This window comes from Winogradskyella bathintestinalis (assembly GCF_030407435.1).
Taxonomy (GTDB): Bacteria; Bacteroidota; Bacteroidia; order Flavobacteriales; family Flavobacteriaceae; genus Winogradskyella; species Winogradskyella bathintestinalis.
Window position 1 is genome coordinate 870984 of sequence record NZ_JASDDK010000001.1, and the last position, 15867, is coordinate 886850.

The following is a 15867-nucleotide window of genomic DNA, read 5'->3' on the forward strand; positions in this document are numbered from 1 at the left end:
AATGCATTTAATCATTTAAAGCCTCTTGCGTATCGTACATTTTTTCTAGGATAATTTCTTTATCAACAAATTGTGAAGGTTTTAAAAGTAAACCATTTTTGTATTGTAATAATGCCTTTTTTAAATTGCCCTCCTTTTCATAATACATGCCTAAGTAATAGGCGCTTAACATAGAGTCAGGGAATTTTTTCTTAACTAATTTTGCTAAGTTTTCTAAAGATTCGAGATCATCCTTTTTGTTACTAGCAGCGGCAATCGCTCTAATATCGTTTTCAATTAATTCTTTTTCAAAACCATAAAAATATTCGATATCCTCATATTTTTTGGTCAAATATTCAAACGGAGTTCCTTCGTAAGTAAGTAATTTCTCTCTATATTCTTTAGCGTTAATCGGTTTAAATAATCCGAATATTTCATTTAATGCTTTCGGGATTCCTCGCCCCACGAGAGCGTAGTGATTGGCGTCTTCAAAATCATCGAATTTATAAAATAATTTTTCATTTTCTATGGTAGATAGTATGTCGTGAGCCTTTAGTGTTGACGCTCTCAAATCTTTTATATCTGCATCGGCAGTTGCCATATAATAAAACGTTTCTTGCTTAAGAATTGAAAGGCGTTGTTGTAATCTATTAGTCATTTCTGGTGCTAATTCTGGGCTAAATGCAACATAAGCTCTGAAAATTGGCTCGTCTTTAAATAAATAATAATTGATAAAGTTTGCACTTAGATCGTGGCCAAAAATGATTCTAAAGTTAGAAGCTTTATAGTTGTCTTCTATATATGGTAATAATTCTGCAGCTAAAAATTCGTAGAATTTTGCACCTGTACCTATAGGGAAATTTGTGTCTTCATGATAGTGAAAATCATCGATTCTTGTATCTGCTTGGTTAACGCCTACAACAATACAATCTGGTATATCTTCCCAATAGGATTGATAATCTATATTTCCTGCAATTGGTTCAAATAAATAATCGGCATCCAGGACAAAAATTATAGGATAAGTTCGTTTTTCTTCTGGATTATAATTTCTCGGTAATTGTATTTTTAATTCACGCTGTCCTTCAAGCTTTTCTGAATCTATGGTTTTATAAATGGCTTGAGATTGAAGGTTTAAGCTTATAAAAAGACCTAAAAATAGTAGGTAAAAATTCTTCATATTATATGATAAATAAATTATAGCAAGTTAAAAAATATTTCCAAACGGTTTATTTTTTTCTATTATAAATAGGTAGGTATAATAAGGATAAACCACCGATTACAATAATAACTAAGGTTTGGGTAGACCACATAATCCAGCCAAAAGCGCGACTTGGGTCCTCAGCCATACCAAACAAAGAAAAAGAAATGACTACAGCTTCAGGAAACGACCCTATGCCACCATTTGTAGCTGCAATACTAAAGCTGGCAAGTATAAATCCGATAAGAACTGCTGCCAAAGAAATATTTTGTAGTTCTGGCAAAGCATATGTGGTGACATAAAACATAAGCACGTACATAGTCCAGATAAAAAAAGTATGACCTATAAAAGCCCATTTTTTTTTCATCTTAAAAATACTGAGTGCTCCTTCTACAAGACCCGAAATAAATCCCTTTACTTTTACGGCGAATTTAGAATTACTTTTCTTAATAATTATTAAAAATAGCAAGGCAACTAACACTAATACTGTAACGCCAATTATTAATGAAATGGGGTTAAATTTATCGACAAAAAAAGCATATATAAATTCAAATTCTAAAAAGAACGCTACGCCAATAATAAAAAGTAGCATAATAGTGTCTGCTACGCGCTCGGCCACTATGGAGCCAAAACCTTTATCGAATGGGATATTTTCATAATTGGTTAAAATTGAAGCTCTAGCAATCTCCCCAGCTCTTGGAATTGTAAAATTTATGAGATAAGCAGAATAAACTGCCATAAAGCTATTGCCAAACTTAGGACTAAAACCCAATGGTTCTGCCATATAAAGCCAGCGATAAGCTCTAGAGGCATGGCTGAGAATTCCTAAACAAACGCCAAGGATGATCCAACTATAATCGGCATCTTTAAAATACTGAATTAATGTTGGTACAGAAATTTTAGAAAGTGAATACCATACTAATCCTACTCCTAAGAGTAAAGGTAAAATAACTTTTAGGATGGATTTGGATATACGCACCGATTTATTTTAGAAGGTTAGTGGCTTCGTCTGGGAACACTAAAGCGGGTTTGTAGACTTTAGCATCTTCTATATCCATCGTCGCATACGTAATAAGAATTAAAATGTCACCAACGGCAACTTTGCGTGCTGCAGCTCCATTTAGCGTAATTTCTCCGCTATTTCGTGGTCCAGGAATACAATAGGTTTCTAAACGTTCGCCATTATTATTATTTACAATCTGAACTTTCTCGCCTTGTATTATATTAGCTGCTTCCATTAAGTCCTCATCGATAGTAATACTGCCAATGTAATTAAGTGCTGCTCCTGTAACTTTTACACGATGAATTTTAGATTTTACAACTTGAATTTGCATGCCACAAAGATAATTAATTTAAGGCGATATTATCTATAAGTCTTATATCGCCCGCATATACAGCAATAAACGCTCTATATGTTTTTTTTGATTTTCGTTTTATTGGTTTTAAGGTTGAAACATCGGCAATTATAAAATATTCCAATTCTAAAAGTGGTTCATTTTTAAATTGCTGAGTCACCCATTCCGATATGTTTTTAGCACTTTTTGTGCCAAACTTTGATTTGGCAGTATTTAATGTCTCATATATAAAAGGAGCTACTGAACGATGTTCTGGTGTTAATCTTTCATTTCTAGAACTCATGGCTAAGCCATCATCTGCTCTATTAATTGGGCAACCAACTATTCTTACAGGTAGCTGATGTAATTCCACTAATTTTTTAATAATCTGTAGCTGCTGAAAATCTTTTTCTCCAAAATAAGCCGCATCTGGTGTTACTATTTCGAACAGGCGTTTTACTACAGTGCCCACACCATCAAAATGACCGCTTCTAAAAGCACCTTCCATTTCGTGCTCTAAACCATCAAAAGTAAAAGATTGCGATACAATATGATTGCCATAAATATCTTCAACAGTTGGAGTGTAAAGGATAATTTTATCCTTACTTGCCGTTTGTAGTAGAGAAATATCGGCACTTAAATCTCTTGGATATTTATCTAAATCGTCTTGATTATCAAACTGAGTGGGATTAACAAAAATACTTACAACAACAAAGTTGTTCTCGCTTAATCCTTTGTCTACTAAGGATAAATGTCCTTTATGTAAGGCTCCCATTGTTGGCACAAACCCAATTGAGCTTCCATTAGCTTTTAAATTACCAATGTATTTTGATAGTTCGTTTTTATTCTGAAAATTCTTCAATGCTGTAACAAAAATTTAACGCATGCAAACATAATATAATACTAGCAATCTGCACAAATTTTTGTAATTTTGCATGTTTTTTACTATTAAATTCAAAAAGCAGCAGATTTATGAAAGATAAACGAATATTGTATGTGTCCTCGGAAGTAGTTCCATATTTGCCTGAAACTGAGATTTCTTCAATGTCCTTTGAAGCTCCACGAATGGTGAACAAACAAGGAGGCCAGATAAGAATATTTATGCCTCGCTTTGGAAATATTAATGAAAGAAGACATCAACTTCACGAAGTTATTAGGCTTTCTGGTATCAACCTAGTTATTAATGACCTAGATATGCCATTAATTATTAAGGTGGCTTCAATACCTAAAGAGCGTATTCAGGTTTATTTTATAGACAACGAAGAGTATTTTAAAAGAAAAGCCACTTTAACAGATGAGAATGGTAAATTATTTTCAGATAATGACGAACGCGCTATTTTCTTTGCTAAAGGTGTTATAGAAACGGTAAAAAAATTAAATTGGGCTCCAGATATTATTCATGTCAACGGGTGGTTAGCATCATTACTTCCATTATACTTAAAAGAATTCTATAAAACAGAGCCGCTATTTACGGAAAGTAAAATAGTAACCTCTGTATACAATCAAAGCTTTGAAGGTACGTTAGATAAAAGTATGCTCTCTAAAGTAAGTTTCGATGGTATTGGTGCGGAAGCAACAAAACCTTTAGAGCAACCAGATTATGTTAATCTAATGAAAATTGCTATAGATAATTCTGATGCTATAATTAGAGGGTCGGAAGAATTACCTAAAGAATTAGATGCGTATATAAACGATTTAACAAAACCAGTATTAGATTATCATTCTATTGAAGAATTTGCAGATCCTTATACCGAGTTTTACAACAATACTGTATTAAACAGTTAATATTACCTATGAAAAAAAATAAAATTGCCTTACAGATTGTCTCTTTTGGTTTAATTGTACTTACATTTATTGCTTGCGATAAGGATTTTGCTTCTATAGAATCTGATGTTATTAATAATGATATTGCTACTAATTTCGATATTCTTTCAGAGCGCTATGATGTTATCACTTACACTCAGGCGTTTGATCCATTAGAAAACCCGATACAAACAAATGAACTTGGATTAAGTACCTTAGGAATTTATGACGATGTTTATGGGAGAACAACATCAAGTTTTGTGTCTCAGATAACGGCAAGTTCATACAATCCCGATTTTGGTGATGAGACCGTAATAGATTCTGTAGTGCTAACAATCCCATACTTTAGTGAAGCAACGGGTTTTGACGATAGTGGTAATACTACGTATGATGTTGATTCAATTTTACCAGATTTAGAAACCTACAATAACATTAATTTAAGAATTTTTGAAAATAATTATTTTTTAAGGGATTTTAATCCGAGTGCTGGTTTTAATGAAGGTCAGGTCTATTATTCAAACAAAACGGCAGAAGGTTCTGGAGATTTTTCAAATGCTTTATTAGGAGAGGAACTTGTTTTTGTAGAATATTCAAATGGTGATAATCCTGTAATGAGTGTAGTAGATAACAACAACATTGTTGTAAATAATAAGGGCTACGCTTTAAAAGATGTGAACAACTTAAATGAAGAAGGAGACAAGACATTATTAGAAACACAAGCTCCTGGGATCAGGGTTATGCTGCATCCTGATTTTTGGAAAAATAAAATTATCGATAAAGAAGGAGATGTTGAATTGAGTAATCAAAATAATTTTTTAGATTATTTTAGAGGGCTTTATTTTTTAGCAGAACCAGTTGATGGAAAAGGTAGCTATCTTATATTGAATACGACCAACGCCAATATTAAAATATATTACAAGAAACTTACAACGTCTACTACAGATGATCCTGGTGATACAGAGACAGGAACTTATATTCTTAATTTTGGATCTAATAAAATTAATTTCTTTGACAATGATTTTACACTTCCTGTTGATACAGGAGATGAACAAACCGGAGATAATAGAATTTATCTTAAAGGTGGTGAAGGATCCGTTGCTGGTATAAAACTCTTTAATGGTGAAGACTTAGATGGGGCTCCTTTGACAAACGCCTTTGAAACATTTAAAAATGCTTACGTTGAAACCGATGATAACGGTAATTATGTTAGATCAAAGCGCTTAATAAATGAAGCTAATTTAGTATTTTACGTAGATCAAAATCAGATAAATGCTCTAGGTGGTGATCCTAAAAATGAGCCTAATCGTATATACGTTTACAATCAGGACCACAGATTGCCAGTAGTCGATTATTTTTTAGCCGGCTCTAATGAAAACACACCTGAATTTTCCAAATTAAGTCACCTAGGAATGTTAGAACGTGTGGATGAAGACGATTCTCAAAGTGCAGGTATAAAATATAAATTAAAAATCACTGAACATATAAATAATCTTATATTACGCGATTCTACTAATGTTGAACTTGGTTTGGCTGTTTCTTTAAATGTTAATTTGGAAGGAACATCTGGAAGTGCTTTACAGAAAAAAGTAAAAGGTACTGATGATTATGCGGTGCCTATAAGTTCAATATTAACACCAAGGGGTACTATATTGCACGGTAGCAACAGTGATGATGAAACAAAACGTGTGTCTTTAGAGATTTATTATACCTGCCCAGAAGGTGTGGACTGTTGTCCTAATGGTGAAAATTGTGATTAAAAAACCAAAATTAATTAAAAACAACTAACCTATGTGTGGAATTGTCGGGTATATTGGCCATAGAGAGGCTTACCCTATTGTTATAAAGGGTCTTCAAAGATTAGAATATCGAGGCTATGATAGTGCTGGTATAGCATTATACGATGGTAATAATATCAAACTTTGCAAAACTAAAGGAAAGGTATCTGACTTAAAAGATAAGATTGATGATTCAATATCTACAAATGGCACACTTGGTATTGGACATACACGTTGGGCGACACATGGTGTGCCAAACGATGTAAATTCTCACCCTCATTATTCTAATTCTGGTGATTTAGTAATTATTCATAACGGAATTATAGAAAATTACGATTCATTAAAAAAAGAATTAATTAAACGCGGTTATACATTTAAATCAGATACCGATACGGAAGTATTGGTTAACCTTATTGAGGATGTAAAGAAAAATGAAAATATTAAACTTGGTAAAGCAGTTCAGATAGCTTTAAATCAAGTTGTTGGTGCATATGCTATAGCAGTCTTTGATAAGAACAAACCTAATGAAATTGTAGTGGCTAAACTAGGAAGTCCTTTAGCTATAGGAGTTGGTGACGATGAGTTTTTTATAGCGAGTGATGCCTCTCCATTTATTGAATACACCAAAAATGCTATTTATCTCGAAGATGAGCAAATGGCAATCATTAGAAGAGGTAAAGATATAAAAATAAGAAAAATTAAAAACGATGCTCTAGTCGATCCTTACGTGCAAGAGCTACAACTTAATTTAGAGCAAATTGAAAAAGGAGGTTACGACCACTTTATGCTCAAAGAAATCTATGAGCAACCTAGTGCTATTTTAGATACATTTAGAGGTCGTTTGTTAAGCAACGAAGCTATTGTAAAAATGGCAGGTGTTGAGGATAATATGAAAAAATTCTTAGCTGCGGATCGTATAATTATTGTAGCTTGTGGTACATCTTGGCACGCCGGACTGGTTGCAGAATATATTTTTGAAGATTTAGCAAGAATTCCTGTTGAGGTAGAATATGCTTCAGAATTTAGGTATAGAAATCCTGTAATTACTGAAAAAGATATAGTAATTGCAATTTCGCAATCTGGAGAAACGGCTGATACTTTAGCAGCTATAAAATTAGCAAAATCTAAAGGAGCTTTTGTTTTTGGTGTTTGCAATGTTGTAGGTTCTTCTATTGCAAGAGAAGCGGATGCAGGTGCTTATACACACGCTGGTCCAGAAATTGGTGTCGCTTCAACTAAGGCTTTCACAACTCAAATTACAGTATTAACATTAATTGCTTTACGTTTAGCAAGAGCAAAAGGTACAATGTCTAGTTCAGAATTTAGACACCACCTTATTGAGCTCGAAACTATTCCTGGTAAAGTTGAAGAGGCATTAAAATCTGATGCTTATGTTAAGACTGTCGCAGAAATATATAAAGACGCTAAAAACTGTTTATACTTAGGACGTGGATATAATTTTCCTGTTGCTTTAGAAGGTGCTTTAAAATTAAAAGAAATTTCCTATATCCATGCCGAAGGGTATCCTGCAGCAGAAATGAAGCATGGACCGATCGCCTTAATAGATGAGCAAATGCCAGTTTTTGTAATCGCTACGAAAAAAGGTCATTATGAAAAGGTTGTAAGTAATATTCAAGAAATAAAATCTAGAAAAGGTAAAATTATTGGTATTGTTACAAAAGGAGACACAAGTGTTAAAGAATTGGCAGATCATGTCATAGAGGTTCCAGAAACATTAGAGTGTTTAACCCCATTATTAACAACTATTCCATTACAATTATTATCTTATCATATAGCTGTAATGTTAGAGAAAAATGTAGATCAACCGAGAAATTTAGCGAAGTCTGTAACTGTAGAGTAATAGATAAAGTTGCTAACATTGCATTTCAAAGCCTAAAAATTGAATGATTCTCAATTTTTAGGCTTTGTTTTTTTGAAAAATTATTATGCACGCATAATTTTATAAGAAATTGTTATTGAATTTTCATATATTTAATTAAATTGCTCAACTAATAAATTAACTAATTTTCTAAAATGAAGACAATCTTAAAGCTTTTCACTATGCTTTTTTGCGTGGTATCTTTTGCACAAACCACAGTAAAGGGTAAAATTAATGACAATTCTGGGCTGCCCTTACCAGGGGCAAATGTCGTAGTCGTTGGCACAAGTTCTGGTACAGTCTCCGATTTTGATGGTAACTTTACTTTAACGGTAGAACAAGAACCACCATTCTCTATTCGAGTAACATATACAGGCTTTGAATCTCAAACTATTGAGATCACCACAAATAATCAAACCGTAGATGTAACACTAGAAGAAGGTAACTCACTCGATGAAGTTGTAATATCAGCATCTCGTACTCCAGAACGAATTTTTGAGTCTCCCGTGACTGTTGAGCGTTTTGGTTTAAAAGAAATCAAAAATACAGCATCTGCAGGTTTTTACGACGGATTAGAAAATTTAAAGGGGGTGGATGTAAATACCAATAGTTTAACCTTTAAGTCGGTTAACACCAGAGGATTTGCGTCATTTGCAAATACACGATTTATGCAGCTAGTAGATGGCATGGATAATTCGGCTCCAGCATTAAATTTCCCTATTGGAAATTTAGTAGGAATGAATGAAACAGATGTTTTTAGCGTAGAACTTTTACCTGGTGCTGCTTCCGCACTTTATGGAGCAAATGCCTTTAATGGTATTTTATTTATGCGAAGTAAAAATCCTTTCGATTTTCAAGGCATTAGTGGTTATCATAAACAAGGAATTACATCACAAGATGCTGGTGGAGATAACACTTATAGAGATTCTGGAATTAGAATGGCTTATAAATTCAGTGAAAAATTTGCTGCCAAAGTTAATTTTGGTTGGTTAAAGGGTACCGATTGGACGGCTAACAACTATAATGGCAAACCTGGCACCGGTAATGATAGATCAAGTCTTAATTACGACGGTTATAACATTTATGGTGATGAAGTTTCTGCGGATATTAAAGACGTGGCGCTTTTATTAGAAGGTATGGGATTAGCACCTGCAGGGTCTAATGCTTTAATTCCATCTGTAGAGGTTAGTAGAACAGGTTATGAAGAACGTGATTTAACAGATTACAATGCCGAGAGTATAAAAGCCGATTGGGGTCTGTATTTTAGACCATGGGAAAATGATTTTGAAATACAATATGTTGGTAAATTCGGTACAGGAAATACTATTTATCAAGGAACCAACAGATATAATATCGCTAACTTTTCTCAACAACAGCACAAAATTGAGGTTAGAAATGATAACTTTTTTGTGAGAGGTTATATAGTTTCTGACAAAGCAGGTGATTCGTATGATATGATATTTACAGGAATCAATATCAACAGAGCATGGAAAGATGATAATACTTGGTTTGGGGAATATGTAGCAGAATATTTAGGCCAAACCTTAGGTGGTGCTACTGACAGTGCGGCACATATAGCGGCGCGTCAAGCTGCTGATACAGGACGTTTTGAGCCAGGTTCTACAAATTTTAAAAATGCATTTAACCGAAGTATAAATGATCCTGATTTAACCACAGGTTCAAAATTTCAGGATAATTCTAACTACACACATGCTGATGCTAATTACAATTTTAGCCATTTATGGGATGTTATTGATATCCAGGTCGGTGGTTCTTACAGACAGTACGAATTAAATTCTGATGGAACGATTTATACAGATTACGATGGTCCTATAAATTATTCAGAATTTGGAATTTATACGCAATTGCAGAAAGAATTTGATCTTAGTGAAGACATGAAATTAAAATTAACTGGGTCTGCACGTTATGATAAATCTGAATTTTTCGACGGGTTTTTATCACCAAGAATATCGGCAGGTTTAACAGTAAATAGAGATCACAACATAAGAGCTTCGGTACAAACAGGATTTAGAAATCCGGTTACGCAAGATTTATTTATCGGTCTTGATGCCGGACGAGCAATCTTAATCGGTGGTGCGCCAGATAACTTAGACCGTTATGTTAGAGATTATGATGTTAGTGCTGCGGGTCAGTTAGGATTCGGACAACCTGGGGTGATAACTCAAACAGGTGGTTCTGCTTATAATAATTCATACTTAGCTTCTTCTGTTGTAGCATTTGGTGAAACTGGTAATCCTGCGGAATTAAAAATTGGAAATTCAGATTTAGTAGAACCAGAAAAAATTACTTCTTTCGAAGTTGGTTATAGAGGTAAACTTAATAAGATTATCGTAGATATGAGTGTGTATTACAACCAGTATAAAGATTTTATCTCTAACGAAACTGTTTTAGCACCATTATATGGTACGGTAGGTGATGGGTCGCTTTCTGTTGCTGCTATCGCCAATGGAGATTTTACAACATACCAAACCTATACCAATTCTAAAGCCGATGTAAAATCTTATGGAGGTTCTATCGGATTATCAACTAAAGTATTTGGAGGTTTTGATTTAGATGGAAGTTACACATATACTAAACAAGATTTTGATCAGGCGGCTTTTCCAGATTTTAGAACAAGTTTTAATACTCCAGAGCATAAGACAAAAGCAAGTTTTGGTAATACTGAAGTTTTCAAGAACTTTGGTTTTAATGTCGCATGGAGATGGAGTGATAACTATTTCTGGCAAGCAACTTTCGGTGATGGTGATATTCCTTCTTACCATACAGTTGATGCACAAATTAGTTTAAAAGTACCATCTTTTAAATCAACTTTTAAAGCAGGTGCTACCAACATTCTTGGAGATGAGTATTTTACAGCAATCGGTACTGGTAATATTGGGTCGTTGTACTACGTCTCTTGGACGATTAATAATTTATAAAAAATGGTTTTAAAAATGAAAAAAATTAAATATATATTTCTATCTGCTGTTCTTTTAGGATTTACAGCTTGTAATGACGATGATTATGATTATTCTCCTGAAGCAGAACCGTTACCTGAATTAACGGCTGGTGATGCTGATTTTTCAAACTTTGTAGCTGTAGGGGCTTCGTTTACTGCAGGTTTTACAGATAATGCTCTTTTTATTAATAGTCAAATGAATTCATTTCCAAATATAATGGCTGATCAATTTGCCAAAGCTGGAGGTGGAATGTTTAATCAACCATTAATGAATGATAATTTTGGTGGATTGACTTTGGGCGGTATGAGAATAACTGAACCAAGATTAGTTTTTGGTGGTGCTGGTCCGGTTCCATTGGAAGCTGTTATAGGTCCTATTTCAGTATCTACAGATATCACTAACAATCCAACAGGTCCATTTAGTAATTTAGGCATACCAGGAGCAAAAAGTTTTCACTTAGTGGCGCCAGGTTATGGAAATATTCAAAATTTTCCGGCAGCAGCGAATCCTTATGCTGTACGCGTTACGGGCAGTACCCCGAATGCTTCAATATTAGATTTAGCGGTTGCACAGACTCCTACATTTTTCACTTTATCTGAAGTAGGCGGGAATGATGTACTAGGTTTTGCAACATCAGGTGGAACTACAGGTTTTGACGATATAACTCCGCAAACAACATTTGATGCGGCATTAAATGCCTTAGTAGATGGTTTAACAACCAATGGTGCAAAAGGTGCAATCGGTAACTTACCGAATATTACGAGTTTATCATATTTTACTACGGTGCCAAACAACGCCTTAGCTTTAGATGAAGCTACTGCAGCCAATCTTACTGGTTTTTTTCAAGCTCTAACAGGAATCTTTACACAAGGTTTAGTTCAGCAGGGATTACCATTGGAAAATGCACAAGCATTAGCGAGCCAATATGCGATTACTTTTAACGAAGGTGCAAATCGATTTTTAATTGATGTACCTGTGACTCCAGCCAATCCATTAGGCTTTAGACAAATGACGGAAGATGAACTTTTACTTTTACCAATAGACCAAGATGCATTAGCACAAGGCTATGGTTCCGTAGTTTTAACACCAGATGTATTACAAGTTTTGGGGCTTTTACAAGCTGGAGGTACTCCAACTCAAGAACAAGCTAACTTAGTGCTAGGTGCAGTTAGCGGAATTGATAATGTAGACGCTTTGGATTCAGCTGAATTATCAGCTATACAAGAAGCTACAGCTGGATATAATCAGAGTATCGAAGCAGTAGCAACTGCTAATGGTTTGGCTTTAGTAGATTTAAATTCTATTTTAGTTGAAGCGTCAACAGCTGGTTTACAATTCGATGACTATTTTCTAAACACAGATTTAGTATTTGGTGGTCTAGTAAGTTTAGATGGTGTACATCTAACATCTAGAGGTTATGCTTTAATGGCAAATAGTTTCTTAAAAGCTATCGATGCTACTTATGGTTCTAATTTTGAAGCTTCTGGTAACTTAGCAAAGGCTGGAGATTATCCTACAAATTACTCACCGGCTTTACAATAAAAATATAATAACTCTGATGATTAAAAGTGCGCTCTATTTGAGCGCACTTTTTTTATAAAAAAAAGCCCATAAAAAAAGATCTCTATTTTTAAATAAAACTGTATCTTTGCAGCGCGAAAAACCGATGGTTTTTCATATTCAAATTATTGCAAAACAAAAACATAAGAGTAATGTCTAAAGTTACAGGTAAAGTTGCACAGATCGTAGGACCGGTTATCGATGTTGAATTCGCTGCTGGCTCAGAGCTTCCAAAGATTTATGATTCGTTAGAAATTAATAACCAAGATGGTTCAAAATTAGTATTAGAAGTACAATCTCACATTGGTGAAGATACAGTACGTACTATTGCTATGGATTCTTCAGATGGTTTAAGTAGAGGAACAGAAGTTGTAGCCACTGGTGCTCCTATTCAAATGCCCATAGGCGAAGATGTTTACGGTCGTCTTTTTAATGTAATTGGCGATGCTATTGATGGATTAGGTAATTTACCTAAGTCTGGTGATGCAGGTTTACCAATTCACAGACAAGCTCCTAAATTCGAAGATTTATCAACGTCTACGGAAGTTTTATTTACTGGTATTAAAGTAATTGACCTTATTGAGCCTTATGCAAAAGGTGGTAAGATTGGATTATTTGGTGGTGCTGGTGTAGGTAAAACAGTATTAATCCAAGAATTGATTAACAATATTGCAAAAGGTCATGGTGGACTTTCTGTATTTGCAGGTGTTGGTGAAAGAACACGTGAAGGAAACGATTTACTTCGTGAAATGTTAGAGTCAGGTATTATTAAATATGGTGATGACTTTATGCATTCTATGGAAGAAGGTGGATGGGATCTTCAAAAGGTTGATAAATCAATTATGAAAGATTCTAAAGCAACTTTCGTATTCGGACAAATGAATGAGCCTCCTGGAGCTCGTGCTCGTGTTGCACTTTCAGGATTAACTATAGCAGAATATTTCCGTGATGGAGCAGGTGAAGGCCAAGGAAAAGATGTACTTTTCTTCGTCGATAATATCTTCCGTTTTACACAAGCGGGTTCTGAAGTATCTGCATTATTAGGTCGTATGCCTTCTGCGGTTGGTTATCAACCAACATTAGCAACCGAAATGGGAGCGATGCAAGAACGTATTACTTCTACAAAAAGAGGTTCTATTACATCTGTACAAGCGGTTTACGTACCTGCGGATGATTTAACAGATCCGGCACCAGCAACAACGTTTGCTCACTTAGATGCCACGACGGTATTATCTCGTAAGATTGCGGAATTAGGTATTTATCCTGCCGTAGATCCATTAGATTCTACATCGCGTATTTTAACGGCTGATATTTTAGGTGATGAGCATTACGCTTGTGCACAACGTGTAAAAGAGTTATTGCAACGTTATAAAGAATTACAAGATATTATTGCCATCTTAGGTATGGAAGAATTATCTGAGGAAGATAAAATGGCTGTTGGTAGAGCAAGACGTGTGCAACGTTTCTTGTCACAACCGTTCCATGTAGCTGAGCAATTTACAGGTATACCTGGTGTATTAGTTGATATTAAAGAAACTATTAAAGGATTTAACCAAATTATGGATGGTGAATTAGATCACCTACCAGAAGCGGCATTTAACCTTAAAGGTTCTATTGAAGAAGCTATTGAGGCAGGAGAGAAAATGCTTGCTGAAGCGTAATTGGTTTATAGTTGTTGGTTGCTAGTTTTTCCAACAACCATCTACTAACAACAAACAACTAAAAGAGTATGTATTTAGAAATAGTATCACCAGAAGCCACATTGTTTAGCGGAGAAGTTACTTCAGTAACAGTGCCGGGAGTTAATGGTGAATTTCAAATGTTGAATAATCACGCACCAATTGTCTCTATTCTTAAAGAAGGGCAGGTTAAAGTTGAAAGTAAGAATATTCAATTAGGTAAAGATGTTGAAGCTAAATTCACAAAATCTGATAATGGGGTTTGGTTGGCTATCAATTCTGGCACCTTAGAATTGAAAGATAATAAGCTAATAATTTTGGCAGATTAATTCAATTATATTATAAATTAGAAAAGCGCGAAATGATTTATTTCGCGCTTTTTTTATGTTTTATTGCTATTCGTTTTGAGCAATAATAAATTCAATAGAATAGTCCATCATAAGAGGATTTTCTATTCTGCTGCAATAAAACCCTTAATTATTATCATTTACTTTAACAAGTCTTCTGTATGCTAACTTTAGTGCCGACTTGTTTCAAATAAACTACATTCGTTTTACGGCTTCCAATTCCACTTTTAATTCTTGAAACAACATCATAATGCTGCTCAATTTTAATTCCTTTTCGTCATATTCTTGCGTGTTGATACAACAGGTAAACTCCCAAATTTCCAAAATATTTTCACGTGCAATTATATATGGTTGGTAACTTTTGTTATCTGAGCTCAATAACATATTTTTAGTATCCTTTTCTGGGATATAAATCCGTTTATAAACTAGACCATCATCTTTGGTTAAAATAATATAGGTACGTCCATTTTTAACGTCGTTAATGTCTTCCATAAATTTGGCGACTATAAAAGCTCCATCTTTTACTGGTAACATAGAATCTCCCTTAATAGGAAATGCACGATGTGTTCCTGTAGGTAAAAAAGGTAATTTAATTTTTTGTAATTGTTCTATATACTCAGGGTCGTCATAACCAGATAAATAACCTGCCGTTGCTTTAGCGGGTATTATTTCAATTAAATCTTCGTTATCTTCATTTACTGTTACAGGAAATAATACACGTTTATTACCAACTTCAATAAAAGATATGTCTTTTGCTTTTCGTAAATCGTTCTTTACCAAAATATCAATTGGAATATTAAAATAATTAGATAAATCAACTAAACGATCTATTGGTGGTTCTGAGCGTCCTTCTTCGTAAGAACCGACAACAGAGCGTGTCCAGTTGAGTTCGTCTGCAAAACGCTCTTGAGATAACTTTTTTAGAGCTCTTAAATGTTTTATATTGGCTTGAATAGGTTTCATATACATTTCCCACGAAAGTGGGAACCCTTTTAATTTATTAATCGTAACTACAAATATAAGTAATAATTACTATATATAATAGCTGATGAAAATGATTGTTTTTAGGTTGACTATAGTCGATTATTTAATTGCAAGAACATTGTGACTGTTCTTTATTTGAAAATTTCACATAATTTTTCGATATTTGTAACACTATGAAACCATTCTGGCGAGACATAAAACTTCATCTTCATTTCCTTATCAAAAGGAATCCAGAGTAAATATGCCATTTTTGCAAAAGCAGGAATCTCTGCAAATTTTGTACCTTTATAATATTGCAAATAGCTGAATATTATTTACATCAATCAACAGTCAGCAAAACTTTGAATTTTAAACCTAAAACTTTAAACT

Annotated in this window: 13 protein-coding genes; 7 read left to right on the plus strand and 6 right to left on the minus strand. The window is 34.1% G+C overall.

The annotated features are described in order from the left end of the window. Nucleotides 1-7: 7 nt before the first annotated feature. Genes QMA06_RS03605 through panC form a run of 4 tightly spaced genes read right to left on the minus strand, consistent with a single transcriptional unit; the run spans nt 8 to nt 3373 of the window. A complete protein-coding gene (locus QMA06_RS03605) occupies nt 8-1156 on the minus strand; it encodes an alpha/beta hydrolase (RefSeq protein ID WP_290205486.1) in 1149 nt (382 codons plus the stop codon). A gap of 49 nt (nt 1157-1205) precedes the next feature. Further along, nucleotides 1206-2150 carry a lysylphosphatidylglycerol synthase transmembrane domain-containing protein gene (locus QMA06_RS03610; RefSeq protein WP_407704296.1) on the minus strand — a complete coding sequence of 315 codons (945 nt, stop codon included), beginning with the start codon at nt 2148-2150 and terminating at the stop codon, nt 1206-1208. Nucleotides 2151-2160: 10 nt separating this feature from the next. After that, nucleotides 2161-2511, minus strand: coding sequence for an aspartate 1-decarboxylase (panD, locus tag QMA06_RS03615; RefSeq protein ID WP_290205488.1), 351 nt, complete (start codon nt 2509-2511; stop codon nt 2161-2163). 13 nt (nt 2512-2524) lie between these two features. After that, nucleotides 2525-3373, minus strand: coding sequence for a pantoate--beta-alanine ligase (gene panC, locus QMA06_RS03620; RefSeq protein WP_290205489.1), 849 nt, complete (start codon nt 3371-3373; stop codon nt 2525-2527). A gap of 110 nt (nt 3374-3483) precedes the next feature. Here panC and QMA06_RS03625 point away from each other — a divergent pair, with 110 nt between their 5' ends. The 7 genes from QMA06_RS03625 (at nt 3484) to QMA06_RS03655 (ending at nt 14496) form a co-directional block, all read left to right on the plus strand. Beyond that, entirely contained in the window at nt 3484-4296 is an 813-nt protein-coding gene (locus QMA06_RS03625; protein WP_290205490.1) for a glycogen/starch synthase, read from the plus strand. A gap of 8 nt (nt 4297-4304) precedes the next feature. Further along, entirely contained in the window at nt 4305-6071 is a 1767-nt protein-coding gene (locus QMA06_RS03630; protein ID WP_290205491.1) for a DUF4270 domain-containing protein, read from the plus strand. Nucleotides 6072-6102: 31 nt separating this feature from the next. Further along, nucleotides 6103-7950, plus strand: coding sequence for a glutamine--fructose-6-phosphate transaminase (isomerizing) (gene glmS / locus QMA06_RS03635; protein WP_290205492.1), 1848 nt, complete (start codon nt 6103-6105; stop codon nt 7948-7950). Nucleotides 7951-8123: 173 nt separating this feature from the next. Next, complete coding sequence (locus QMA06_RS03640) at nt 8124-10907, plus strand: TonB-dependent receptor (protein ID WP_290205493.1); 2784 nt, start codon at nt 8124-8126, stop codon at nt 10905-10907. Between the two features lie 15 nt (nt 10908-10922). Beyond that, nucleotides 10923-12470: an SGNH/GDSL hydrolase family protein gene (locus QMA06_RS03645; RefSeq protein ID WP_290205494.1), complete on the plus strand. Its 1548-nt coding sequence runs from the start codon at nt 10923-10925 to the stop codon at nt 12468-12470. A 170-nt stretch (nt 12471-12640) separates the two neighbouring features. Continuing rightward, the gene (atpD, locus tag QMA06_RS03650) at nt 12641-14149 is read left to right on the plus strand and encodes a F0F1 ATP synthase subunit beta (protein ID WP_290205495.1); all 1509 of its coding nucleotides are present in this window, start codon (nt 12641-12643) and stop codon (nt 14147-14149) included. Between the two features lie 68 nt (nt 14150-14217). Then, nucleotides 14218-14496, plus strand: coding sequence for a F0F1 ATP synthase subunit epsilon (locus tag QMA06_RS03655; RefSeq protein WP_290205496.1), 279 nt, complete (start codon nt 14218-14220; stop codon nt 14494-14496). 213 nt (nt 14497-14709) lie between these two features. Here QMA06_RS03655 and QMA06_RS03660 read toward each other — a convergent pair whose 3' ends face one another. Both QMA06_RS03660 and QMA06_RS03665 read right to left on the minus strand, forming a co-directional pair. Continuing rightward, entirely contained in the window at nt 14710-15477 is a 768-nt protein-coding gene (locus QMA06_RS03660; protein WP_290205497.1) for an XRE family transcriptional regulator, read from the minus strand. 152 nt (nt 15478-15629) lie between these two features. Continuing rightward, on the minus strand, nt 15630-15797 hold the full coding sequence (locus tag QMA06_RS03665; RefSeq protein WP_290205498.1) for a hypothetical protein: 168 nt from the start codon (nt 15795-15797) through the stop codon (nt 15630-15632). Nucleotides 15798-15867: the final 70 nt, after the last annotated feature.